Annotated in this window: 26 protein-coding genes; 10 read left to right on the top strand and 16 right to left on the bottom strand. The window is 55.2% G+C overall.

Annotation, left to right across the window (positions count from 1 at the left end; genetic code table 11):
• Together LOY36_RS28840 and LOY36_RS28835 are read left to right on the top strand one after the other, a co-directional pair.
• Positions 1-1,668, top strand: a complete 1,668-nt coding sequence (locus LOY36_RS28840; protein ID WP_258671773.1) for a TnsD family Tn7-like transposition protein — start codon at positions 1-3, stop codon at positions 1,666-1,668.
• Between the two features lie 125 nt (positions 1,669-1,793).
• Positions 1,794-3,479 (top strand): TniQ family protein, encoded by a 1,686-nt coding sequence (locus tag LOY36_RS28835; RefSeq protein WP_258671772.1) that lies wholly within the window; start codon positions 1,794-1,796, stop codon positions 3,477-3,479.
• An 89-nt stretch (positions 3,480-3,568) separates the two neighbouring features.
• Here the strand turns inward: LOY36_RS28835 and LOY36_RS28830 are convergent, their stop codons facing one another.
• Together LOY36_RS28830 and LOY36_RS28825 are read right to left on the bottom strand one after the other, a co-directional pair.
• A complete protein-coding gene (locus LOY36_RS28830) occupies positions 3,569-4,288 on the bottom strand; it encodes a glutamine amidotransferase (protein WP_258671771.1) in 720 nt (239 codons plus the stop codon).
• Positions 4,289-4,338: 50 nt separating this feature from the next.
• Positions 4,339-5,031, bottom strand: a complete 693-nt coding sequence (locus LOY36_RS28825) for an aspartate/glutamate racemase family protein (RefSeq protein ID WP_258671770.1) — start codon at positions 5,029-5,031, stop codon at positions 4,339-4,341.
• 124 nt (positions 5,032-5,155) lie between these two features.
• Here LOY36_RS28825 and LOY36_RS28820 point away from each other — a divergent pair, with 124 nt between their 5' ends.
• Positions 5,156-6,034: a LysR family transcriptional regulator gene (locus LOY36_RS28820; protein WP_258671769.1), complete on the top strand. Its 879-nt coding sequence runs from the start codon at positions 5,156-5,158 to the stop codon at positions 6,032-6,034.
• A 262-nt stretch (positions 6,035-6,296) separates the two neighbouring features.
• On the opposite strand, the gene LOY36_RS28815 is transcribed toward LOY36_RS28820, so the two are convergent.
• Positions 6,297-7,628, bottom strand: a complete 1,332-nt coding sequence (locus LOY36_RS28815; RefSeq protein ID WP_258671768.1) for an RES family NAD+ phosphorylase — start codon at positions 7,626-7,628, stop codon at positions 6,297-6,299.
• A gap of 138 nt (positions 7,629-7,766) precedes the next feature.
• Here LOY36_RS28815 and LOY36_RS28810 point away from each other — a divergent pair, with 138 nt between their 5' ends.
• Entirely contained in the window at positions 7,767-9,101 is a 1,335-nt protein-coding gene (locus LOY36_RS28810; RefSeq protein WP_258671766.1) for a hypothetical protein, read from the top strand.
• A 268-nt stretch (positions 9,102-9,369) separates the two neighbouring features.
• On the opposite strand, the gene LOY36_RS28805 is transcribed toward LOY36_RS28810, so the two are convergent.
• The 7 genes from LOY36_RS28805 to LOY36_RS28775 all read right to left on the bottom strand — a co-directional run bounded on the left by LOY36_RS28805 (position 9,370) and on the right by LOY36_RS28775 (position 13,949).
• Positions 9,370-9,585 carry a 4-oxalocrotonate tautomerase family protein gene (locus tag LOY36_RS28805; RefSeq protein ID WP_258671765.1) on the bottom strand — a complete coding sequence of 72 codons (216 nt, stop codon included), beginning with the start codon at positions 9,583-9,585 and terminating at the stop codon, positions 9,370-9,372.
• 48 nt (positions 9,586-9,633) lie between these two features.
• Positions 9,634-10,731: an alkene reductase gene (locus tag LOY36_RS28800; protein ID WP_258671763.1), complete on the bottom strand. Its 1,098-nt coding sequence runs from the start codon at positions 10,729-10,731 to the stop codon at positions 9,634-9,636.
• Positions 10,732-10,772: 41 nt separating this feature from the next.
• Positions 10,773-11,327, bottom strand: coding sequence for an OsmC family protein (locus LOY36_RS28795; RefSeq protein WP_258671761.1), 555 nt, complete (start codon positions 11,325-11,327; stop codon positions 10,773-10,775).
• 67 nt (positions 11,328-11,394) lie between these two features.
• Complete coding sequence (locus LOY36_RS28790) at positions 11,395-12,060, bottom strand: DsbA family oxidoreductase (protein WP_258671759.1); 666 nt, start codon at positions 12,058-12,060, stop codon at positions 11,395-11,397.
• 47 nt (positions 12,061-12,107) lie between these two features.
• Positions 12,108-12,449, bottom strand: coding sequence for a carboxymuconolactone decarboxylase family protein (locus LOY36_RS28785; protein WP_258674236.1), 342 nt, complete (start codon positions 12,447-12,449; stop codon positions 12,108-12,110).
• Positions 12,450-12,541: 92 nt separating this feature from the next.
• Positions 12,542-13,102 (bottom strand): TetR/AcrR family transcriptional regulator, encoded by a 561-nt coding sequence (locus LOY36_RS28780; protein WP_008041393.1) that lies wholly within the window; start codon positions 13,100-13,102, stop codon positions 12,542-12,544.
• Positions 13,103-13,163: 61 nt separating this feature from the next.
• A complete protein-coding gene (locus LOY36_RS28775) occupies positions 13,164-13,949 on the bottom strand; it encodes an SDR family NAD(P)-dependent oxidoreductase (RefSeq protein ID WP_258671757.1) in 786 nt (261 codons plus the stop codon).
• Positions 13,950-14,151: 202 nt separating this feature from the next.
• Between LOY36_RS28775 and LOY36_RS28770 the strand changes: the two genes are divergently transcribed.
• From LOY36_RS28770 to LOY36_RS28750, 5 genes are read left to right on the top strand one after another with little or no spacing between them, the layout of a single operon-like run.
• Positions 14,152-14,427, top strand: coding sequence for a hypothetical protein (locus LOY36_RS28770; RefSeq protein WP_258671755.1), 276 nt, complete (start codon positions 14,152-14,154; stop codon positions 14,425-14,427).
• Complete coding sequence (locus tag LOY36_RS28765; RefSeq protein ID WP_258671753.1) at positions 14,420-14,767, top strand: helix-turn-helix domain-containing protein; 348 nt, start codon at positions 14,420-14,422, stop codon at positions 14,765-14,767. The genes LOY36_RS28770 and LOY36_RS28765 overlap by 8 nt, the downstream gene beginning before the upstream one ends.
• 3 nt (positions 14,768-14,770) lie before the next feature.
• Positions 14,771-15,790, top strand: a complete 1,020-nt coding sequence (locus LOY36_RS28760) for an ImmA/IrrE family metallo-endopeptidase (RefSeq protein WP_258671751.1) — start codon at positions 14,771-14,773, stop codon at positions 15,788-15,790.
• Positions 15,787-16,437, top strand: a complete 651-nt coding sequence (locus LOY36_RS28755; protein ID WP_258671750.1) for a C1 family peptidase — start codon at positions 15,787-15,789, stop codon at positions 16,435-16,437. The genes LOY36_RS28760 and LOY36_RS28755 overlap by 4 nt, the downstream gene beginning before the upstream one ends.
• Entirely contained in the window at positions 16,415-17,215 is an 801-nt protein-coding gene (locus LOY36_RS28750; RefSeq protein WP_258671748.1) for a hypothetical protein, read from the top strand. The genes LOY36_RS28755 and LOY36_RS28750 overlap by 23 nt, the downstream gene beginning before the upstream one ends.
• Positions 17,216-17,224: 9 nt before the next feature.
• Here the strand turns inward: LOY36_RS28750 and LOY36_RS28745 are convergent, their stop codons facing one another.
• The 3 genes from LOY36_RS28745 to LOY36_RS28735 all read right to left on the bottom strand — a co-directional run bounded on the left by LOY36_RS28745 (position 17,225) and on the right by LOY36_RS28735 (position 19,421).
• Positions 17,225-17,896, bottom strand: coding sequence for a uracil-DNA glycosylase (locus LOY36_RS28745; protein ID WP_258671746.1), 672 nt, complete (start codon positions 17,894-17,896; stop codon positions 17,225-17,227).
• Complete coding sequence (locus tag LOY36_RS28740; protein WP_258671744.1) at positions 17,893-19,041, bottom strand: hypothetical protein; 1,149 nt, start codon at positions 19,039-19,041, stop codon at positions 17,893-17,895. Before LOY36_RS28740 ends, LOY36_RS28745 begins: the two co-directional genes overlap by 4 nt.
• 101 nt (positions 19,042-19,142) lie before the next feature.
• Positions 19,143-19,421 carry a DUF4031 domain-containing protein gene (locus LOY36_RS28735; RefSeq protein WP_258671743.1) on the bottom strand — a complete coding sequence of 93 codons (279 nt, stop codon included), beginning with the start codon at positions 19,419-19,421 and terminating at the stop codon, positions 19,143-19,145.
• A gap of 44 nt (positions 19,422-19,465) precedes the next feature.
• Here LOY36_RS28735 and LOY36_RS29210 point away from each other — a divergent pair, with 44 nt between their 5' ends.
• Complete coding sequence (locus LOY36_RS29210; RefSeq protein ID WP_408981131.1) at positions 19,466-19,852, top strand: helix-turn-helix domain-containing protein; 387 nt, start codon at positions 19,466-19,468, stop codon at positions 19,850-19,852.
• Between the two features lie 138 nt (positions 19,853-19,990).
• On the opposite strand, the gene LOY36_RS28730 is transcribed toward LOY36_RS29210, so the two are convergent.
• The 3 genes from LOY36_RS28730 to LOY36_RS28720 form a co-directional block, all read right to left on the bottom strand.
• Positions 19,991-22,318: a KAP family NTPase gene (locus LOY36_RS28730; RefSeq protein WP_258671741.1), complete on the bottom strand. Its 2,328-nt coding sequence runs from the start codon at positions 22,316-22,318 to the stop codon at positions 19,991-19,993.
• 422 nt (positions 22,319-22,740) lie between these two features.
• Positions 22,741-23,673 carry a phosphatidate cytidylyltransferase gene (locus LOY36_RS28725; RefSeq protein WP_258671739.1) on the bottom strand — a complete coding sequence of 311 codons (933 nt, stop codon included), beginning with the start codon at positions 23,671-23,673 and terminating at the stop codon, positions 22,741-22,743.
• A 1-nt stretch (position 23,674) separates the two neighbouring features.
• Complete coding sequence (locus LOY36_RS28720) at positions 23,675-24,295, bottom strand: 1-acyl-sn-glycerol-3-phosphate acyltransferase (RefSeq protein WP_258671738.1); 621 nt, start codon at positions 24,293-24,295, stop codon at positions 23,675-23,677.
• Positions 24,296-24,305: the final 10 nt, after the last annotated feature.

The raw sequence follows: 24,305 nt of genomic DNA, 5'->3' as shown, positions 1-24,305 counted from the left end.
ATGGATCTCAAATTCCATTTCTTCCCCACAGCATTTCCCGACGAGACACTACACAGCGTGCTTTCTCGTTATGCACGCCTTTGCGGTGTTCGCAGCGTCAAGGTCGCTTTCGCCGGAGCGAGATTCCCAGCGGCCTTCTCGCAGAGTGTGGCGTTCCCAAGCCACTTGGACGAACTTGTCGAAGCCCTGCCTTGCGGTACGAGCTTGTCGGTGGCCGAGGTCATCAAGCGTCACACGCTGTTGCCCTACTACGCCCCCTTTGTCAGCCAGGATCAAGTGGATCAAGCCCAGGCTTTGATGGCCGGCGATGGAACAGGGCTGATGCTCAAATTGGGCGTCAATGCGAGTCGTCTCGGGTTCGCCTCCAGAATGCGTTTTTGCCCAGACTGTGTAGTCCAGGATCAGGTTCGAGTCGGAGTCGCCTATTGGCATCGGGTTCACACGCTCCCTGGTGTGTTGGTGTGTCCCTATCATTGCACCTTGCTCAACGTCGTGGATCATCGCTGGTTCAGTCGCAATTCTCGGCAACTCAACCTGCCTGGCGATGACAGTGTGCAAGCACACTCGATACCGCTTCATGTCCCATTGATCTGTCTGCCGGCGCTACACGACATAGCGCTGCGCTCACTACTGGTGCTCGAATCTGAGGTCCATGCGCTGTCGACCTCCAAAGTGCGCTCCACGCTTCTGCAAGGGGCCGTGGAACACGACCTTACTTCCAAGCCCCGTCGCTTGCATCTACGACGTCTTGCGCAGCATATGGCTGCATTTTGCCGAACACTTCCGAATACCTGGGAATATTCGGTACTCAGCGAGGCTCGAGAGGGAGTCCCCGCCACATGGGTCACTAAGCTACTGCGCAAGCCAAGAGACTCCCACCATCCTCTCAAGTACATCCTGTTGGCCAGCGCACTGAGGGTCGATATGGAGAGCGTGCTGGGTAAAGAGACATTATGCGAGCCACAGACAGCGCCCCCTATTACGGCTGTCTCTCAACTCCCAAAGTGCGCTCCACGGATGTTTGACATTGAGGGGCTGGACTGTATATCGATGGCGGTGTGGAAACATGCGCTCGCGGGAGCCGATGCGAGAAAGATCGCTTCAGTACTAGGGGTTTCGCTGGTCCACGTCTACCGGACCATCCGCGGCGTGGAAGGTGGGTCAGACGCCTGGAAAGAGGCAAGGTTTCTCAGCCAGCTCCGCGAAAGACGAATGGTCTTCGATGCTGAGTATCGCTTGCAGAAGGCACATGACTGCCGGGGGTACGCTTGGCTGTATCGTTGCGATCGGCCTTGGCTGACGGAGTGCATTGCGAAGCGAGCTGCCGATCATGCAAACAGAGCGGATAGCGCTGACATGTTCGCCGTTCTCGATGTGAGACTTGCCAAGCAAGTCGGGCAATGTGCCCGAGCTCTTCGCTCTTTGCCGGGAAAACCTGTCCGGATCTCACGCACCAGGATCGGTCGAGAGCTTCACGTGCTGTCCCGTTTCGAGAAACAACTCTCCAAGCTACCCCTCTGTGCAGCAGCACTCATCGAGTTTTGTGAGTCTCTTGAAGAGTTCCACAATCGACGATTGTGGTGGGCGAGGCAAAAGCTTCGTTCGGAGGGAAAGACCATAAGTCAGTCGTCTCTCTACAGGACTGCGAGTATCAGGCTTAGGATTTAGTCAGGTGATGATCGGGCGCCACGTGTTAAGAAAATCCTTACCCTGGTACAGGTTGACGTGTGTTACAAGGGGCCGAACCCGGGATATGTGTCCTTTGCGAGCCCTACCTTGTAAGTCGATAACTGATGTCTGATCTGCTTTTTTTCCCAATGTCGATGCCGGACGAGATGTTGCATTCTCGTATCACCCGTTATCACTACCTGTCAGGTAACAGAACCGAAGCAGAGACCTTTCATGATCTGTTCGACTCGACTCCATTTGGAGTCGGAATGCTTCCTAAACAGATCGAGGTACTCGCAGCGAAGCTGCCGGGGGATAGAGAGCGCAATCTCAACGAACTCATCAGCAACAACACCACTTTTCCAGCCTATCGGCCTTTTTTGGGTATGCGCGACGATGCGGAAAAAGGAGCTGACGGGAGCGTTGTTTCTGAAGTGGCGCGTGTACCGCGTCGAGAAGTAACTGTTCACGGAAAGGCTAGGATCTGTCTCAGCTGCGTACAGCAGGATCTCTTGGAGCTTGGCTATGCCTACTGGCATCGGTCACACCATATGCCTGGTGTCATGGCTTGCTGGCGTCATGGCGAGCGGCTTATTCATGCCTGCCCAAAGTGCTCCCACCCATTCTATCGGAGGTACAAATTACTCCCGAGCTTAACCGAACAATGTGTATGCGGTTGGAGTCCGTTAAACGCTGCAGAAGGGGCGAAGGCATCGGACGTTGAGATGAAGTTTGCAATTTTCGCGTATGAAGTTCTCCAGCGTAATCTTCCATCGGTGTGCAGTAAAGTTCTTTACTCCTGCCTTGTTCGGCAGACTAGGAAACGTGGTTTCACTCACGGCGAACTAATCAGTACTGCAAAGTTGATTGATAGTATTAGAGCTAAATTTGGGGATGAGGTTCTGTCGCAGATGGACAGGGCTTTTGACCAAGGGAAGCTTCAGACCTGGATCAGATTTCGGGTTTATAAAGGCCAGATCGATATGCCGTTAGCCCGGCATTTGATTATCGCGTTTCATCTGTTCGGTAGTGTCGAAAAGTTTGAGCTGTACTTGAGAAAAGAGTTGATTCTTTTTAGCGCTGCTAATTCTGGGATACCTTCCAAAGTTAAGCAGGGGCGGCCTAGTAAGAAGGATCAGCATCGGCAAAAAATAGAAACGCTTATGGCGCTGCGTCCGGACATTAACTTGGAACATCTCTGGGCGAATGCTTATCAAGCTACTCGATGGATCACGGAACATGACAACTCATGGCTTATGGCGAAACTCCGCGCGGTGAAACACGAGCCCCTGTCGGTAGAGGAGGCTAGCGACCCACGAGATCCATCATATGCTGACATCATTCAAGCAGGTGTCGATGGTTTGTATCGAGTTACGAAAGATCAGAAGCGTGTAAACATCGGCAATCTCCTGAAATTGCTTCCAACCCGCATGAACCCTATACCAGCAATTCGTAAACAGAAATTTCCTTTAGTCACTCAGATGGTTGAGCGTCATCTTGAGTCTGTCTGGCATTTTCGATTAAGGCGCCTGGTGTGGGCAATTGCGGAAATGCGAAGGCTAAACCTCCCATTGAACACTGGAAGTCTCAGGTTAGTCTCCACGGTACCTGCTCAAGTTTTCCCAATACTTTTCAGCTTCTTTGAGTGGAATCTTGAGCATTTCGCCAAAAACGGTATTGAGCCTGAGACCCTACTCAGGTCGACAGGCGTATCGCGGAATTGGGAAGGGCCTCCCGGTTTTGATGTCATTTTGGGTGGGCATGCATATCGTCGGAGGGGATCTGGCTTCGAGCTCTCGGAGCTGATGTGAGACCAGGTTAACTACCAACCGCAGCTGAGGGGTGATCGCGAGATCATCCTGATGCAATCTCCATTTCGGATGCCTTGGTTACCTGACGGTCATTTCGAATGGCTTTGCACGAAGCGTCGCAGTACCGCTTGAGCGTCAGGTGTTTCCTGAAGGTCATTGAGCATTTTGATCGGGTCACGATGCTCAGCAATCAGCAGGGCAGAGCGACGTCGGATCAAGGCTTCAAGGTGACCCGGACTGAACTCCGGATGGTATTGAGTGGATATTGCATGGCGCCCGTATCGAATTATCTGGTGCGGGTCATGATTCGAGCGAGCCAGTGCGATAGCGCCTTCAGGAAGAGTGATGACGGTCTGTTCATGAGTGAGGTGAGCTGGGAATCGAGCTGGCCACTGCTTCAACAGTTCATCTTCCATGGCGACGGGCAGCAGCTGGATCATTTCGCAGCCCACTTCGCGCCCATCAGGGTGATAGTCGACAACACCACCTAACGCGTGAGCCATGAGCTGATGCCCATAGCACACTCCGAACAGCGGCATCTCAATAGTCATGGCTTCGCGAATCCACTGCGCTACGTATTCGCTCCAGGGCTCTCGGTCGGTGACCATTGCCCAAGAGCCGGTGATGATAGCGACGCAATCGTCACAAGGATCAGGTAACCGTTCGCCCTCAAAAGCTCGTACTACGGTCACCTCGTCTGATGAGACACCAAGGGCTGTTCCAAACCAGGCAGGCAGGTCACCAAGTTGATCGCGGATGTCATCGGGTGGCGTGCCGACTTGAACAATGAGGACCTTAGGTAAAACCAACAGTAAATACCCTATATGGGGGGAATGGATCAGGGATGCAGTTGGACAGATCAATCTCCCAGTGCGAATTCGATCCCTGCTTCGATATGAATGGCAGTCGAGTCGAAGCCTGGTAAAGCAAGTTTATCTGTCTCCAGGATCAGGCATATTTCTGTGCACCCAAAAATGACAGAGTCAGCACCTTCGGCTTTGCCTTGCTCGATCAAAGACAAAAGCACCGCTCGCGATTCCTCACGAACAATCCCCAGGCTGAGCTCGTTGAAGATGATGTCATGGATTTGACCGCGACCCGCGCTATCGGGGACGAGCACTTCAATACCATGTTCCCGCATACGGGCTGGGTAGAAGCCGTTCTCCATTGTGTAGCGAGTCGCGATCAGGAGAGGTTTCTTATGACCTGCGATCTTGAGGTGATCCGCCACGACATCGACGATGTGGATGAAGGGTAGAGGTGTAGCCGCCATTACCGCATCTGCCACCAAGTGCATGGTCACCGCGCAAATCATCACGCAGTCAGCGCCTGCGCTTTCTAGGCTTCGAGCCACTTCAGCAAGCTGAAGCCCGGCCTTATCCCATTCGCCGGCTTTTTGCTTATCGACAATAGTCTGGAAATCCACCGAATGCAGCAGCACCTGCGCCGAATGAAGCCCGCCTAACCGCTGGTTGATTCCTCGATTTAACTCTCGGTAATACACCGCAGAGCCCTCGTAGCTCATGCCACCAATGAGACCAATCTTCCGCACTTCACACCTCCTATATCCGGATTCCCGATGATTGACGGCAGACGAGTGCCCATTCGTATCGGCTGGAGTGTATGCTGCGAAGATATTCACAAATAATGAATAATCAGCATACTGGATTCTCAAAATGAGAAACTTGGATTTAGACTCACTGCAAATATTCAAAGCAGTGGTGGACTACGGCAGCATCACGAATGCGGCAGCCCAGCTCAATCGCGTGCAATCGAATATCACCACGAGGGTGAAAAACCTGGAGGAGCGCTTGGGCGTGGCGCTTTTCCATCGCCAAGGTGGAAAGCTGATTCCGTCGGATGAGGGGCGGCTGCTGCATCAGTATGCTGAAAAATTGCTTCGCCTTTCCATCGAAGCGGAGACCGCGCTTAAACGCGGCACCCTGCAAGGTGCACTTCGAATCGGCACGCTCGAAAGTACCGCTGCCGCGAGACTTCCTCCGCTACTGTCCAGCTATCACGAACGCTTTCCAGATGTTCAGATTGAGTTGATATCCGGATCAACGGATTCGCTAATTGCTCAGGTTCATCGCGGTCAGATCGAGGCCGCATTCGTCTCAGATCCGTTCACCGCTGCTGGTCTGGAGAGCCAGGAAGTCTTCATCGAGGAGCTGGCTCTCATCGTCGCGAAGAACAGCCCGATCGTTAATGCCCGAGCACTGCAAGGATCGACGATCATCGCTTTCGCCAAGGGCTGCTCGTTCAGGCGCATTCTGGAGAGCTGGCTAGAGACCTGCGAAATCGTGCCCACCAGAGTGCTCGAGCTCGCTTCCTATCATGCGATATCAGCGTGTGTGGCAGCGGGTACGGGGGTGGCAATCATGCCGCAGTCCGTTCTCAAGGCCGTTCAGGTGGAAAGCCTGGTCAGGGCGCTCCCTCTGCCGCCCAAGGTTGCACGTGTTCGAACCCACCTGGTCTGGCGTTGTGGTCACGAATCGCGCGCGTTGCAATCTATTCGGGATGAGATAGCTAGGTATCGGGGATCTAGTGCGTAGGAACACATTTCTGCGAATGTCTGATTTTGGTTGTTTTCTGCGTAATTGCACTCCACTTGACCACCCATTTGCATTGCCACTGACCGCTCAATTGCATTCGAGCTGACCAAGCGTTTTCATCGGATTTGACAAGCACAATTCGCGACCTCGACCGGCTGGAATCGACCCCGTAGCCGCCGTTGGCGACAGCAGCTATCGGCCAAAAGGTCGCCCATAAGGCACTGGTCGCAACACCGGTGCCTCTGCAGAGAAGCCCTGCTTCCTAGTCTAAGTTCAGCCGCTTGCGTGTCTCGTCGCTCATGAAGATATCGTAGATATGGCGATACTCGCGGGCTTGGGTCTCAATCGCCGTAACCTTGTGATACCGAATTGAGCCGTGCACAACAATTACCTTGGTAGGCGGCTTAAACGGATTGTCCAATTCGACCTCGACCACAACGGGGGGTTTTTCGTCGCCAAGTCTTTCAGCGTCGGCCTCCGGCGGGGGTACATAGGCAAGGCGGCTGGCCTCGGGGAATAAGACTACGTTGGTACCCGCCTCACCCGTCTGCACGGATGGGAAGACCAGACCGTCGACCTGCTTGCCAAAGCGCAGCCGTAGGTACTCGAACACCACCTGAGTCGACAGATAGCTCAGCTCATCATTACGAGCCTTTGGCCTGGACATCTTTTTGACAAGTGAGCCCAGGAATACCTTGCGATGTAGCGCCTCACGAAACCCTACGTCCAGGAGCGACAGATCCGGAGGTTCAACCTGGTCCAGTGCCGTGAGGTCAAGGAGCTTCAGTTCGGCGACTGGAGTCAGCGCCGTGCTCACCACATGATCCCCGGTGATGGAGCGGATTTCGCTCAGACAGGTCTCTCGCTCCAGCGCGCAGTACAGAGCGGAGATACCGTTCGGCGTCATCCTTTGACTGCTTGCCAGGAATCTCGGAGTAGGGCCGAATTGGCCAGCGGGATCATTAATTATCTTCTCCGCATCGCTGAAACCTTTAGCAAGACGCGCACGGTACATCAAGTCGCCATTGGCCATGGTCCGGATAGCTTCAGACTTAAGGCTTTCGTTATCGGCGACCAGAAAGGAGAAAATCGAGTCGAGAAATTCTCCGGCATTCGCGTTGAAGAAGCGGTGCGTGTACTGCACACCCTCAACGAACTGGTCCCAAAGACCTTCGTAGAGGTTTACTTCCATCGCGTCGTCCTCGCCATAAAAGTGCGTAGTGTCGCCGGCATCATCCAGATTGAATTCATCTGGAACACCGCTACACAAATCGTCGAAATATGGTTCGTTGCCGAGATCAAACCATTCCGAGAGAACAATATCTATCTCTGCAATGGGGAAAAGCTCAATCCTGGCCCCATACAACATGCTGAGCTCGTAGTCCGAGAGACTCTCCTTACGGGCAATATTCTCGCGAACCCGGGCATAGACGTATTCAAATAGAATCTGGGACTCAATTGCCTTCCCGCGGCGCTGGCAATACTTGCAGCCAGCTTCCTGCCCGTGCGCATCGAACAGCTTCTTGAGAGGTTCCGGAGTGACGCATTCAATACAAATCATCGCTTCTTCCTGAAGGGTCTTTTTCTCATACATATGGCTGGAGCCATCTACTTAGCAAAGCTGGCAGCGCCCGTGTAGCTCCCAAAAGCGGCAGCTGATTGCACTGCACCATTAAGGTAATCTCCATCAGGGATCATTTGAACAGACATTCCAAGGAGGGCCGAGCAACTCATGTCCGCAGATAAATCTCTTGTCGCTGCCCTTCAAGCGCTGTGGGACATCCCGCCACCTGGCCCACAGAATCTCTGGAGCAGCCGCGAGTTCGTCGCACTTAAGGAGTTGCTCACCAAGCGCTACCGCAGCGGAAAATCCACCTTCGGGCTGGAGGTCTCCATCGGCAATGCGCTTAGGTCGCTGGGTCTGCCATGCAGCACCCCCCATCTGCCCAACCAGCCCAGGCCAGACATGGGTAAGGTGGCTGCCGCGTTGGCTCACGAGTTTCAACGGACCACCACTAGGCGGCGTTACCTCTGCCCGCTCGATATGGCCGATGAGCTCCCGTCCTTCCAGTTTGGCAATGCCCGGATGGGTCGATTCACCGCTGCCGAACTTGAGGTTTTGTTCAATGCGCCCCGCTTAGAGCGCTGTTATCCAGGCATACGGCTGGACGCTCAGCGTCTGTCCCAGTTTCATTGGATGGTCGTAGAGGAAGACGTGTCTGTTCGCGGCGAATCGGGCAATCGCCAGTTCTCCTGGCTGGACTTCCCCATCGGAAAGGATCTGGGCGAGATTGTTCCCCACCGCGGGCGCTTCCCCGCGGCGGTAGAGCGCGCGCTTTTCTTCCTGCTGCTGGCGCCATGGGAGGACTGGGCCGAGATGACCGAGGTGGATTGGCGGGGATTCCAGCTGCCTTGGGTCTACACCGTCGACGATGACCTGTGCGCTTTCCCGCACCCGCCGCCACCCCCTGAGCGGCTGTCGTGGGAGCCGTACTCCTACCAAGTGGACCACGACGAGTGGGAGGAATCTGAACGCCCGATGTGGCTGCGAACCTGGGCAACCGCCGAGGATGTGCGGCAGGCACTGGAAGCCAGGTGGGCGCTGCTGCAGGCAGCGAGTACCCAGGCGTCGGAACTTTTCTCAACTCCGGTGGAGCACTTCCTGGTCCGTGCGTTCCTTTCCGATAGCATCGATGAAGTGATGGCGCACCTCATCATGATTGAGGCCGCGTTTGGCGCCGAGGCAGACCACAGACGCAAGCTGCGACTGACAGGCGATAATCACGACGAATCGCCGACACGCAGGGTTGCTGCAAGACTGAGCGCCGCCATCGTCGAGCCGGGTGCAGCGAAGGAGTATCTGGACCTATACGATATGCGATGCACCTACGTTCACGGGCGCCCTGAAGGTCGCATCATCTCCACCCAACAGCGGGTCTTGGCACGTCGCCTTGCACGCGAAGCGGCAAACGCCCTGGTTGGCCTGGCGCAAGCACAACAGGTCCGTGAAATCGTCCTGCTCGACTTGCTCAATCGCGGCGTGGCGAACCTCCCACCCAAGCCGTGACCATGCGGCTAACTCAGGCGCAGTCTCATGAAGGTAGGTGGTGTGTTGCGAATGTCCGCATTGGGTTGTTGATTTCTGCCGGTCAAGGTCACTCACTGTACTGGTCAAGTCTGATGCAAACGACTGGTCAGGACCAATGCAAATGGGTGGTCAAGTCCTTACAATTACGCATTTTCTGCCAATCATGACCACGCAACGTGATGATCAAAGCTGGTGCAAGTGACTGATGAGCTCAACCTACATTACGCAGGCTGAGCTATCATCGTCTTCAGCTGTTCTGAATCGCTCTGACTTTCTCGGTAGTGATCGGCTCACCGCCGATGCCCCAGTCGCCGCTCTTCACTTCCTCAAAGATGACCCAGGTCACACCGCGCATTTTCTCGCCTTCGACCGAGACCATGGCATCGGTGATCTTGCTGATAAGCTCGGCCTTTTGTTCGGTCGAGAAAACACCTTCAATGCCTTTCACAGTTACCAGTGGCATAGCCAGACTCCTTCAATTGTTGAGTGATGCTGTGAACCAGTCGAATACTTATTCCTGGTATGCCGCATAGTCGGTGTAGCCCTTCGCTCCGATCACACCGTAGAAGGTGGAGTGATCGCTCGGTGCGAGTGGCCAACCGTTCTGCATCCGCTCGACCAAGTCCGGGTTGGCAATGTACGAGGTGCCGAAGGCGATCAGGTCATGGTTGCCGTTCTGCAGCTCGGCTTCTGCCAGCTGTGCGTTAAATCCACCGGCGCCGATGACTGTGCCTTTGTAGAGTGAGCGGAAGTGCCTGTAGAAGCCTCTCGGGAAAGGCACTGCATCCAGCGTTGGTTGGTAGTTCAAGTGGACGAAAGCCAGCTCACGCTCGTTAAGCTCCGAGGCGATACTGTTCCAGGTAGCCTCTTCCTCTGGATATGGACGCAGATCGTACAGACGTCCGAACGGTGAGATCCGTACACCTACGCGGAAACCGCCAATGGCATCAGCGATAGCATCGACAGTCTCCAGCAGGAAGCGCTGACGGTTCTCGATTGATCCACCGTATTTGTCGGTACGTGTGTTGATCTGGCTGCTCAGGAACTGGTCGAACAGGAAAGCGTTAGCGGCCATCAGCTCGACGCCATCGAAGCCGGCTTCCACCGCACGTAACGCCGCAGCAACGAAGTCTTCGGTGACACGGTGAATCTCATCGATGGTCAGTGCACGCGGGACGCTGGGGGCAACAGGACCAGCAACGTCAGGTGCGGTCCACGCGTAAACCGTAGTACCTACAGCCGGTTCGGCACTCGCCGAGACCGGTGCCACGTTGCCAGGCTGCAGCGACACGTGGGACATTCGGCCAACATGCCACAGCTGGGCAAAGATCTTGCCGCCTTTGGCGTGCACGGCATCAGTCACTTCGCGCCAGGCGCGGGTCTGCTCATCGGTGTAGATTCCAGGGGTGTACAGGTAACCACGCCCTTCGTCAGAAATCGGCAGACCTTCAGTGATGATCAGACCGGCTGAGGCCCGCTGCGCGTAGTAAAGCGCAGTCAGTTCTGTCGGGACGTTGTCTTCCGTCCGGGTACGGGTCATTGGGGCCATGACTACCCGGTTAGCCAGTTCCAGGCTGTCCAGATTGTATGGAGTAAACAGCTTTTTCATGTGCAACCTCTACGAACGAATACCTGATTCAAACGGCTTGCTTAACCGGTGACGACTTCGAGTTTCGGCACCATACGGATCGCCTTGGAGAAGTTGGCGAGGTTCACGGACGTCTTGGTGACGATGCGGTGCAGCTCTTCCACTTTCTCGGAAGGCGCATCGGTGTGGATGCGCACGACGTAGCTGATTTCGTCGAAACCGGGGTTAACGCTTTCGTCTAGGCCCAAGAATCCGCGCAGATCAAGCTCACCATGGGTCTCGATTTCAAGGTTGTGGATGGTGATGCCCATGGCCGAGGCATTAACGACATAACCCACGGAGAGACATGCGTTCAAAGCGGAAATCAGCAGTTCCTGTGGGTTCGGGGCAGAGTTGGCACCCAGCAGTTCCAGTGGCTCATCGGCCGCGATCTTGATGTCACGTGGGTAGTCGGTACCGCTCAGGTGGAAGCGGTCGACGGTGGCCACGGTGCGGGTTTGATGTTCCCACTTGGTTTTGACCTTGAAGCGTGCGTGACGCTTGGACGGATCTTCAGCGACGCCCTGTGCGAAGGCTTGCAGCGCCGCGATATCAATACCGTTGAGATGCTTGTCCATTGTCGAATCCTCTTAAAATCATGAGTAAATAATCAGAAATTCAAGACAGCCGAGGGCAATAACCCTGTCAGTACGTGCAGCCGGAAATTGAGCAGCTGGTTGCACCGATGGCTTCTTCATCACTCGAAAGTTCTTCAACTGCTGCCCGGAGCACTTCGGTAAACACTGCGGGATCCTGAGCGCCGGAGATGTGGCGGTTGCCATTGATCACGAACAGCGGTATGCCAGTTCCAAAGCGGTTGACCGCTGCTTCATCACTGCGAATTGCGGCCTCTGCCGAATCGAAGCCATGGAGATCAGATGCACCCACCTCTATCGCCAGATCTCGCAAGATCTGTTCGTTAAATATGTCCTTACCCTCGGTGGTTCCAGCCAGGTAAAGCCGCTCGATAAAGCGGGCTTGCAGTGTCGGATCAGAGATGGCCTTTACGTACCGGTGAGCTGCGGAGGTGTCCCCGAAGCGCATGAGGTCAAACCGGTAGTCCAACCCTTCAAGCGAAGCATTTACTTGTACGGACTTCATGAACACGTCCGCTTGTGCCTTGCTGCCGGTTTTCTGTACCAGTGCCTGGCTGAACGGGATCGGGTTCAAGCCATTGGCCAATCGATAAGCGTGAGGCACGATTTCAACTTCATGCCCGAGTGCATCAATGGCCTTTTCCAGGCGCTTCTTTGCTATCCAGCACCAGGGACAGACAAAGTCGGACCAGACCTCAACCGTAATTTTCTTCATGGAATCTCCTCTCATCTGCCTCTGCTGGATAAGCTGCGAAAGCTCCCTCAGCTCTGGGGGGTACTGTCCATGGCATCCAGGACGTGAGTGCTGTACACCACCGCCGCACCGGCGTTTAGATTCACTGCCACACCCAGGGCTTCACTGACTTCCTCGGTGGTGATGCCGAGTTTCTTGGCCTCAGCAGCGTGAAACGCGATGCAGCCATCGCAGCGAGTGGTGACAGCGACAGCCAGAGCGATCAGCTCGCGAGTCTTGGCATCGAGGTGATTGGTTTTGTTGCCGGCGTTACCGAGCATTGCCGCGCCCCGCAGGGTGTCAGGCGAATGAGTGCCGAACTCTTTCAGGCGAGCACTTACATCGGTGATGGTTTGTTGCCAGTTAGGCATGCTAGACATGATTACCACCCTACTAGTTGATAGGTAAGATTTGCCAAAAAATGGGCCGACGCGGGTCGCTATCAGCCCCTTGCACGCAGAGATCAGTACTCTGCGATCATCCGAATTACAGCCATATTCACAGTCTCACCGTCCTTCGTGGCCCAGTTAATGAAGCTCGATCCTTCAAGAATGCTGAGCAACAGGTAAGACTTCTCTCTGGATCCGCGCCCTTGGGCTAACTCCCCAGCAGCAATGCCTTCGTCCATCACTCTGGTCAACCAGGACAACTGCACGTCGAAGAATCGCTGTGTCAGACGTTGAAGCCCATCGGGCAATGCGGCCATTTCTGCCGCCAGCGCACCACACAATGGCAACAGACCACCTTCAGTGCTGGAATAGAAAAGCACATAGAACGCCTTGAGCCTTTCAATTGCACCTTTCTGATTGATCTCGATGCGCTCGAATTCAGCCTGCACTCGCGAGACGTACTCTTCGACGATCGCGATCCCCAGGTCTTCCTTTGTCGGGAAGTGGTAGTGAATGCTCGCCTTGCGAATACCGACAGCATCTGCAAGATCCGCGTAGCTGAACGCCGCATAGCCTCTCGTGCGCATGAGTCCTTCAGCGGCTTGAATTAACGCGTCCCGTGTTGCCAGTGTCATACATTCTCCTGCCTTCATCGCCCGACCAGAAAAGAGCGATTCCGGCCACTACGCAGCGAGTTTACTTCCCTTGCTTTCGGGCAGCCATGACTCCACCGTCCACATCCCAGACCGCACCAGTCACCCAGGACGTCTTATCGGAGAGCAGGAACACAATAGACTCAGCCACATCACGTGGAGTGCCGTTGCGACCCAGTGGGTGGAAGTTGTTGAAATCGTTCAGCGCACCCGCCAGCTGGTCACCAGGGATGAAACGCTCGAAGATTTTGGTTTCCACAATGCCCGGGCTGACCGAGTTAACTCGAATACCGTGCTGGGCCAGCTCACCCGCAGCGTGAGTCGTCAGGGCATCCAGACCCATTTTGGCCATGGAGTAGGCCGAAGCCGGAACACCTTCAACAGCCTGACGCGCTGCCACGGCGGTGACGTTTACGATCGAACCAGGTTTGCCCTGAGCGACTAGCTGTGCTGCCACCTGACGGGTCAGGAAGAAGACGGCACGGTTCAGGTTGAGGAAGTTGTCGTAATCCTCAAGCGAGTGCTCGATGAACGCCTTCGGATAGTAGATGCCCGCAGAATTGACCATCAGATCAATGTCCTTGTGGCTTGCGGCCAGCTTTTCGATTAACGCTTGGACGCTGGCAAAATTGGTCAGATCAACCGCGTAGGCCGCGACTTTGTCTTCGCCGGCAATGGCAGCCAGTTGTTGGCGTGCAGTTTCGGCTTTCTCAGGGCGGTTGCCCACGATCACCACCGAACCGCCTTGCTCGGCGACCATTTGTGCGGTTTCGAGACCGATACCACTCGTACCACCTACTACCAAAAGCTTGCGACCTTTGAACTGCATGATGATGTCCTCTGTTCGTTTGTCTACCAACTAGTAGGTAGACTATTCTTCGAACCAAAGGGTGTCAAGCTACCGCTTATCGGAGCAGAGTAAGGGGGGCGGGTAGATGGCTAGCGCGCCGTCACGCTTGGGCGATCTTGCAAAATTTCCAGTACCGAATTAAATTCGAACCATTAATGTACGATTTTATTACGGTGAATTTATGGATAGGAAAGGCGAAATCGAGAAGCACCTTGGCCAGTTCTGGGATAAGCGTGCGCTTGAAATCGTTGAAGACCCGCTGTCTGTAGACCAGTTGGGCGCGCCTATGGAATCGGTTATGGCCGTCGACGCTCTTGTCGATATCGGGAAAATACTCAAGGTAAAGATTCCGGTTGAGGTTGTGATCCGAAACGGCGGCTATGAAACCAAGGAGCAGTTCGTCAGCTTGGTGACCTCAGGTATCCTCAAGCACTTGAAGGATAAGACTCATGAGTAGTTCGTCAGTGGAAGATCCAGATCGGCTCCGCCTTGCTGAACGTCTGCGGGATGCTCGCGAATATGTCGGACTCTCCCAAGATGAGGTTGCCCATGCACTGGGACTTTCTCGCCCGGCCGTGACTAACATTGAGTCGGGCAACCGCAAGGTTGAGGCCGTGGAGTTGGGCAAGCTGGCCAAGCTGTACCGCAAGTCGATGGAGTACCTGACAACCGGTCAAGATCCATTGCCTTCTGGGCCAACCCAGCTTGCGTTTCTGGCCAGGGCCGTGCATGGACTTTCGCAGCAGGATATTGATGAGGTAGCTCGCTTCGCCGAGTTCCTCAAGCACAAGGGATAGTGAATGGGTTACCGCGATATTGTTTTGCGAGCTGTGCAGCGTGCGACCGAGGTCATCGACGAAACTGGCGCGATGGCGCGTATCGAGCAAGACGGCTATACGCGGATTGACCCTTTCCAAATTGCTGCGGATTCTGGGGTTATGGTCATGCTGCGCCCCATGCAAAAGCTGCTGGGTGCATTTCTAGGTGATGAAACACCCGGCATCTTGGTCAATGTGGACCGTTCGGCCGGCCTTGTTCACATGACTTGTGCCCACGAGCTGGGTCACTTCTTCATGGGGCATGGAAGTACTGCCGACGAGCATATCTATTACGGCTCCAAAGGCGCCCTTATCGAACAGGAAGCGGATCAGTTCGGCTACAACCTTCTCGTTCCTCGCAAGCTGATCGTCAAGATCATGCAACGCAAGCAATGGACGAAAGAGCAGCTGTTTAGTCCTGCCATTTTGTATCAGTTGGCCTTGCGCATGGGGGTCAGCTACGAGGCAGCCGCTTGGTCGCTCAGCCGCCACAACGTCATGAGCACCGATCAAGTGCAGCAGATGCTGCGGACTACGCCGGCGATGATCAAGAGATCATTGCTCGGGGATCGGCTATCTGATGCCCGAAAGGACGTTTGGCTGCTGGACAGTGATGACCGGACCTCGATCTTGGAGCCGCGACCGGATGATCAGCTCGTTGTTCGACTACCAAGCCGCGCATCGTCAGGCTATCTCTGGGAAGCTGATTCAGTGGAAGGGCTGGCCACGGAGGGCTTCCATCTTGAGCCGTTGACGGTCCCCTCGACGCCGTCCTCGAATGATTCTTTGACGTTCGGTGGGCTAGGCACGATGGACTATTTGCTCACTGAGGGGCGCGCGAGCAGCGCTGCACCAGTGAGTGTGCAGCTCTCCGAGCGAGCGCCATGGGATGCATCTACTCCCGCAACCGATTCTTTCAAATCCAGTGCCCAATTCGAGTCTTTATCTAGTGGGCTGACACCTCAATCGCGTAAGCAAGTACTTGAGGACGATCAATCGTGATTGTCCACAAGGTAATGCTTGACGGTTATGGCTCGCCGGCAAGGTCGCAGGGGCGACGTCCGACCTGTTTGGCCTTTGCATTGTCCGATCTCAATCGTCCAGGGGCTCCTGCCGATTTGAGTCCTGAATTCCTTTACCGAGCGGCCGCAATCTTGTCCCCGGCATGGGCGCCAGGGGGTGGTGTCACCTTCGATGCGATGCAAGGGGCTTCGCTCGCCGGCCAGCCCGAAGAAACCGCTTTTCCCTACTGCCCTGAGGAGCCTTCGCACCCCATTCCAGATCTGCCTGCGGACCTTCAGCATTATGGGCAGGTTCTGCAGCACGTATCAGCTGACCCTACTGATATCGCTTGTTTCATTAGCGTCGGTCAGCCGGTCGGGTTGGGGTTGCGAGTTACCCCCGAATTCTTCAAGCCCGCAGGGGATGTAGTGCTTTTCAGTGATCAAGTCATGCCGGGGCTGCTGCATGCTGTGGTCGCCATTGGTTTAGGTCATGAAGAAGGAAGCAGTGCGCCGTGGTTTTACGTGCGCAATAGCTGGGGCCCTCAATGGGGTGTAGATGGACACGCCTGGATTTCAGGCGCCTATGTAAGCGCGCATGCCGAATGTGCTTTTGGAGTTGAGAATGGCAAAACTGATCGTGAGTGAGCGTTTGGGGCAGGCCTGGCTGGCGGCGGCGCGTCATCTTGATGGATGCACGCAGCGGAAAGATCGGAACCTGGTTATTGAAATCAGCGAACCTCAGAAGCTCACCAAGGACGATTTGACGATCATTCGGGCAGTGGACGCAGTGTTGCGCAAGGGCCGGAAAGATTTGAGTGTCGAAACTGTTGCGGGCACTATTTTTCCGAACGGTTTGGCCCGCCGGTTCGCACGACCTGAGCTCTATACGACCTACCTGGCCTTGTTGGCCAAGGGGAAGAAACCCAGTTCGTGGGGAACCTATGCCCAGCGCATGATGAGCCGCCAGCGCCGTAACGGAGCAGGGACCATCAACCCACTAGACGATCTGATCGAGCGTCTGCTCAAGACGCATACCGGTACCAAGTATCAGGCAGCGTTTGAGCTGGGAGTTAGCGATGCCGAGGATGATCTGGCTCCGCCGCTAGAGGGGCATGGGTATGAGCTGCCAGTGTATGACCCGACCCGGGACGCTAAGGGCCTCAATGTGCCCTGCTTGAGTCATCTGAGTTTCAAAATTACGAACGGCAAGCTGGATTTGACTGCGGTTTACCGCTCCCAGTGGTACTGCCAGCGTGCTCTGGGCAACCTGGTCGGGTTGAGCCAGCTTCATTCGTTTGTGGGTAAAGAGTCCAAGTATGAGTGCGGGACGCTAACCTGCATTGCAACGCACGCATACTTGGACACGGAAACCTTCGGGAAGGTAGGCGTCACCAAGGACCTTTTGGCATCCTTGCCCGGTTGAGAGGGGGCGTCAGAGCAGCGAAGCTTGGCGGCTTGTCTGGGGAGTTTGGGGGCGTATGTTGTAGAGCCTGGCCATCCCGGCTCGAAAATCACGGACACCGCCGTAGCTCGGATGGCGAATGGTTTCCACTGGTAGGCCGAAGCGCGACGCATAGTGAGCGGCGTCCTGGCCGATCGCGATGATCCTTTTGATCCTAAGCCAGTTAAAGAGCTCGTTGTTCAGTTCATCGACCAACGCTAGCTCTTTGGCGGTGAACTTGCGGTTGGTGAATGGGTTGCCTGGCTCGTGCGGATGGAATGGAAAAACATTCCAAAGCAGTGGCGGAACGTCCACAGCTTTCAGTATCGCCCAGATCTCAGCAGCCGTGCGTTCAGCGATGGCGGGGCCACGGGTGGCTTGTTGCGACTCGCACCCTGGATAGACCTGGGTCATCTCAGGCAGATGGTATTCGTCGGTGAGGGCCAGCCCAGTCCGGCGCCCGCCGCGATAGCCCAGATCACGGCCCATCCAGATGGTATCTGCCCCAAGGTCGGAAACGGCTCGCAGGTAGCTTCGCAAGTTCTTGCGACGCGACGCGGCCGCTCCGGCACGATCATGCACTGAGCAGGTGTCTGCGTATGGGTTGAACACGTTATCCAGGCTGAATTCAGCCAAGGCCTTCACAAAGGAAGTGGGGGTCATTTCGTATCGGCCTCTTTAACGGGCTTGTGAAAGGTCAGCGACCCTTCAGTGATGTTCACTTCTACGGAGCCTCCTCGGTGTTCACGCAGCTCGCGGAACATCTTGAAGCCGTCGAGAATGGCAAGTTCCCACTGCCACAGCCTGCATCGCTCAACCTCGTAGCCTTTAACCATGCCTTCAATTTGCTTGAGAAGACCGTAGTCGAGGCGACCAGGCTGAGTCCCTTCGTAGTATTTGTATTTTTTCGCGTGGTCGAAGATCCAGGTCGCAATGCCTTCCTCAATGATTGCCGCGCGAGCGCCGTCATCGTTCTCATCCTTGGCGGGGTTGGATTTTCGCTTCCGCTTGAGCAGGGACCGCAGCACAGGCGACCACCCCAGATGAGCCACATAGGCCAGATGGAAGACGTCATGGAAGCGATAGTCATCAGACTCATTGCTGTTATCAGTCAGCCGATCACCGATGTAGACACCGTTCAAGCGTTGCACCACATGCTTGTTCTGCCCTTCACCGCGCTCAATGAATTCGATCGTGAATTTACGCTCGAACTGCTCGTGCTCAGGAAAGCCTTCATCGAACAGCGGAAAATCGCGTTCCTGGTTGCTTGGCCATCGACTGGCCGTCTTTTCCAGATTCCCTTGCGCGATGTCTTCCAGGCTCAGGTTGAAGCTTGCACATGTCTTGGCAAGCTCTGACAGGAGTTTCCCGAAGTAGGCTTCTCGGGAGGGCGCTGCCATGGAATTCAGACTGGCGTGGGACATTTCTGCCAGCACGCCTGCACTGAGTGCGAGCTTCCCCAGCTGCATTGGGCGGGGGATTGTATCCTCATCTCGCTGTGATTCGATAAGACCGTCTATCTGACGGAATGTGATTGGCGGCGCCGGGGCCTTCCTGCTTTCACCGAATTCTTCGCGTAGCACCAGGATGCAGTGCTCTCCCAAGGCGTCGGCGGGGATTTTCAAAAGGTGCGCGGCAATGGTCAGGTACCACAACGCGTCGCCCATCTCTTCGGCGGCCAACTGGCTATCTGCGGCCTGCAGGCGATCGCGTCCAGCCTTCTTCACCGCGGAAAGAAGCCCTCCGATTTCACCGAAGTACCCGAAGCGGATGTATTGCAGGCTATCGGGGTCATCGTTGAAGCGCATGCTCTCTCGCGCTTTGAGCATGTACTTGGCTACTGAGAGTGCCTCTGGGCGCGGTTGAGGTGCTGGTGCCATAAATCCTCCCTGATCATGGTGATAACGTCTTACGCGATGGCCAGTAACTGCTGCCGTAGCTCCATTTTCAGTTGCTTGCAGCGACTAACGATGGTCTCGCGATCAGCATCAATGGCTCCCATTTTCAGTGCGCGTTGACGCACTGAAACGGTCACATCGTAGTGCGGATACCCGTGCGATTGAAACCAGCTTCTGCGAAGGCCTAGCTTGATCGCGAACGTATGCAGCTCGTCCAGCGTATCAGCTGCCAAGTGGCACCAGAGTTTTCCGCGCCACAGGATTTCTTCCGAATCGACGTAGACCGCCATGCTGCTCGCCTTTTGTGAAAAACTGTGCAAATATTTTGCACATTATGGGAAAAAAATTCAACTCTGCATCAGGCGCCACCGCCCTCGGAAGCCAGATTCGCCAAGCACGTCTAAATAGAAATTTGTCGCTTGTAGAACTGGGCCGTGCGGTTAGCGTAGATCACTCACAGATCTCTCGTTACGAAAGGGGACAGATGAGTAGTGTCGGTAAAAATTTGCAAAAAATATGCATATTTTTGCAAGTTGATGAAGACCCTGGCCTTTACACGGTGGCGAGCACAAGCTTGGGCCGGAAGGTGGATGAGCTGTTGCGCCTTGCTCCGGGGTGCGAGCCGGCGGTGGCGAAACTTGTAGAGGCGTTGGAAGGGCTTTTGACCGCTGCGCAGGCGGCAGTTAACTCTACTGGAAGCGTAACGCCCCCGATGGAGTAGCTGACGTCTCGGCGTTATCCATTGGCGGGCGCCAGCGTGCGGGCTGCGTCATTCCGGTTGTGGATCAAGCGGCTGCTGCTTCATCGCCGACTGCGGATCCGGTCGCGTCCCGCACCTTCAAGTAGCTGTAACTAGCTGTTATAGATAGAGAAAGTCGCCCCTTCTTTCAATCCAGGCCTCAACATGTGTGTGGAGAGTGCGTAAAGGCACTTCATGCTCTGGGAAATCTGTTGGGTCGATGGCATCGCATCTGGCTTTAGCTACCTCTAGTCCGATGAACTCGGCAATAGTGTCTTTGTTGAACATGTTATGCGCCTTGGATACACGGTCACCTGCCGTATGGCTTGTACCCGTGCTCATGAAGCCGGAGGCGATTCTGGCAAAGCCTTCCTCAGTCCGGATGATATCCATCACCCAAGCACGAGGCTCTTCAATGGATCCTGTGTATTTCTTCCATCGGAAAAGCAGGTAATCAAGGTCGGGGGCGGCAAGCAGAGCTTCAACGTTCGCGGCTCGGTTTCTTATGAAATGCAACCATACAACCTTCATTGCCTCTATGGTTTCGAGATCAAGTGCGGGCTCGAAACCTGTGGCGCCCTCTTCACGATCGGCAGGGTCACTAAGATGAATGAGCAGTGAAGAAATCGAGAGAGCCTCCGTAGTACGGAGTGCTTCCAAGGCCAAGGCACCCCGTTCATTTTCCGGAATTCGATCTATGAACCAGGACGTTGCTCGCCATGCCGCGACATATGGAGAGTTGAAAAAGTCATTGCTAGAGCGTACGAGTTTTTGGGAAATCTGAAACATGCCCGGAAGCACTACTGCAGCGTTTTCGATCGGTAGACGCGAGAAGGATTCGTCCAGTCTAGCGGCGAGGGAAGGGAGCAACCCGTCATCCTCGATTTCGGCAATCGAAGCGGCAAAACTCTCCTCAGTCGAACTGGCGTCGATAAATTCCACGAAGCGGCGTTCAGACATTTCCCCGAGCGTTGTTTGAAGCTCGAAGTACTGCGGAAAATAGCGGGGTGAGCATACTTGCTTTGCTGCCAGCCACTGAGCATGGAAACCCTCTCCGTAGTTTGCGCCGCCCAGTGCCCACTCAAGAGTCGGGAAAAGTAATTTGATAGTGGCCTGTGCGAGAGCACGACGGTTCTCCGGTACCGTCTCAAGGAACCTCTGAGTTGCAGTCTGCATCGCATCTCGTCGCCCGTCGCCTTGGAAGCGGTGTTCTTGCAAAACCAACGATCTTTCACGAAACAGAGTCTCGTGCAGGTCTGGCTCGAAAACGCGCAACGCTTCCAAAACCAAAAAATCCACGATATTCACTTCAAATACGTCACCTGACGCATGTAGTGGCATGTGAACTGCAATAGAGGAAAGGAGTCGGCGGGCATCTCGCATGTTACGCAATCGCGGTAGGATGCAGCCTAACAAGGCATTTCCCCACCGAATATCCGTGAGCCCGTTTGAGTCGGTGGTGTAGGAAGACGTCAATTGGCCCAGCTGTTCACCAAAAATACGATGCACCGTGTGCACTGGGACGGCGGGGAGGTCGAAATTAGTCTGTACAATTTTTTCTAGGAAGGCACGACCGTCACCGTCCGCGACCGGATCAAGAGCTCGCTCCACTATGCTGGGTTGGAAGAGCAGCACAAAAACGATATTGGGCAAGTTGGCATTAGCCTTGACTTGTCGAAGCAATACCCGAATCTGATCGGGTTCGAGTCTATCAATATCGTCGACGAAGACGATTAGCGGTCGATCAAGTTTACGAAGACGATCTTCTAAAGCCTCGCGGATTTTATCGAGCGGCTCGCCGGTTCGGTCACGCCCAAAGTGCGTCAATAAGCGTCCGAGTAGGGATGTCAGTACGGATACACCGGCGAGAGCGGCAGCAATAGTTGCAGCTGTAGGCAGATCAAAGCCTATTGCTGACGCGACAAAGATCACCGATGCATTCGTCAAAACTGAAGAAATTTGCTGACTAGCCCCGCCGGCTTTTTTCAGTGGTGCGCTGGCTCCTGTCAGAATCGCACCGTAGCGTCGCAAATCTTCAGCTCGGGCGATTGCTTCCTTGGAATGATCGCCACCTAACCGATTAGCGATCTGGCCGAAGAGTGCGCGGGCGATTGCATTGCCATCGCCCCATTGCCAGGGATTGAAATCGAGCCAATCAGCGGCATCTCTCTTCGCTTCCAGCCGTTCGATCACCAAGTACTTCAAAGAAGACTTGCCGAAGCCCCAGCCCCCACGGATCGCAAACACGCGACCTTCGCGAAGGCTTAGTTCGGATAGCACTGCAGCTATGCGCTCCGCAAAATCTGCCCTTCTCAGACGGTCTTCTGATTTCGTGCGAATCGGGGCTTCAGATCCGATTTCCACCCGCTGATCCATCAAAGGCTCTTCACACGACCCTACTTGTCGTCTGGCGAACCATCCTTTCAGCTTGGTAAACAAACCAGTCATTGAGGGAAGCCTCCAAGTATGGTGGCTAACCAGCTATTGAGCATTGGCGTGGCGCTGCAGCTTGATGGCAGAAGTGCCGAAGTGTTCGCGCTCATCCCGCTAAGGCATCCGCCATCGCATTTCCCCACACAGTTCCGAGCCATAGCTTCCATCCATGCAACATACGAAATGATTCCGCCATCCTAGCTGATCACTTAGGGAGTGGAGGGAGCGTTGTGTCAAACTATGTTGTAAGCGGTGGGACGTCGTATTCAGTCATGAGCTGAATAGTGTCAATCTATGTTGCGGATGGGTGTAGTCGAGATGCCCGTTTGGCTCAGCGTTTCCGGGCGGCAGTGTGTCAAACTATGTTGTAAGCACCCAAACGAAAAGACCGCAGTGTTGGCTGCGGTCTTTTTTTGTCTGGAAAAAGGTCAGCTATTTCAAGTCCACCAATACCGCACAAGATGAAAGAAGATAGGCGCCGCAAAACACACTGAATCCAGTCGATCCAGCATCCCGCCGTGGCCTTCGATCATATGCCCCCAATCCTTCACGCCCCGATCACGCTTGATTGCCGACATCACGATGCCACCGGCAAACCCCAGCAGGTTGATCAGCAGTGCAATAAAGAACGACTGCCACGGGTTGAACGGCGTGGTCCACCACAAGGCTGCACCAATCAGCGAGGACAGCAGAACGCCGCCGACAAAGCCTTCGACGGTTTTCGACGGTGACAGATTGGGCGCGATTTTGTGTTTGCCGAACAACTTGCCGCATACGTACTGCAGCACGTCCGACAGCTGCACCACGATCACCAGATACGCGATCAGTAACAGGTTGCGGCCTTCATAGCCGACGATGTCCAGAGTCAGCAGGGCGGGCACGAACGATACGCAGAACACCGCGATCATCAAGCCCCATTGCACTTTCGACGCCCGCTCGAGAAAGTGCGTGCTGTCGCCGCCCAGAGACGCAAGGATCGGCAGCAGCAAAAACACGTACACCGGAATGAAGATCGAGAACAGTCCGTACCAATCGGAATAGATCAGCAGGTATTGCAGCGGCAATGCCAGGTAAAACGCTGCCACCAGCGCCGGGTAGTCGCTGCGTCGGGTGGGCGTGAGGGTGAGGAATTCGCGTAGCGCATAAAACGATACCGCGTAAAACAGCAGGATCACCGCGCCGGTGCCCAGCCAAAAAGCGACGCCGATCACCACCACCATCACCCACCAGGCGTTGATGCGGGCGTTGAGGTTTTCGACCACCGCATTGGGCGTGCCCCGGGTGCGCAGTTTGAGGATCAGGCCAATCAGTGAGGCCAGCACCAGGATCATGCCGATCCCGCCGAACAGCATCAGGGTTTGTCTATCCATGTCAGGAATGCTCCGGGGCGAGGGCCAGCAGTGCTTCGCGGCTGCGTGAAAGGAACTGCTCTTTGCTCTCGCCTTCAGTCAGTTGCAGGGGCGCACCGAAACTGGTGGTACACAGCAGCGGCAGTGGCACCACTCGGCCCTTGGGCATGACCCGGTTGAGGTTGGCGATCCACACCGGAATCACCTGGGCCTGTGGGTAACTTTTTGCCAAGTGATACAGGCCGCTTTTGAACGGCAGTAAACCATCTTCCGGATTGCGCGTGCCTTCGGGAAAGATGATCAACGAATTACCCTTCTCCAGGGCGTCGAGCATGGGCTGCAACGGGTTACCCACAGGGTCCTTGCGCTCGCGGTCGATCAGCACGCCGTTGAACACTCGGCTGATGATGTAACGGCGCAAGGCGCTCTTGTTCCAGTAGTCGCTGCCGGCCACCGGTCGCGTAAGTTTGCGCAGGGAGGAAGGAAGCGAGGCCCACAGCAGCACGAAGTCGCCGTGGCTGCTGTGGTTGGCAAAATAAATGCGTTGCACGGGTTCCGGCGCGCAACCCATCCACAGGCTGCGGGCGCCAGTAACGGTTCGGGCCATGGAGGTGATGAGGATGGCGATCACAGGTTCGAACATAACGATTTCC

Origin of the sequence: Pseudomonas sp. B21-019 (assembly GCF_024749225.1) — a bacterium.
Classification (GTDB): Bacteria; Pseudomonadota; Gammaproteobacteria; order Pseudomonadales; family Pseudomonadaceae; genus Aquipseudomonas.
This window is presented reverse-complemented; position numbering and strand designations above follow the sequence as displayed.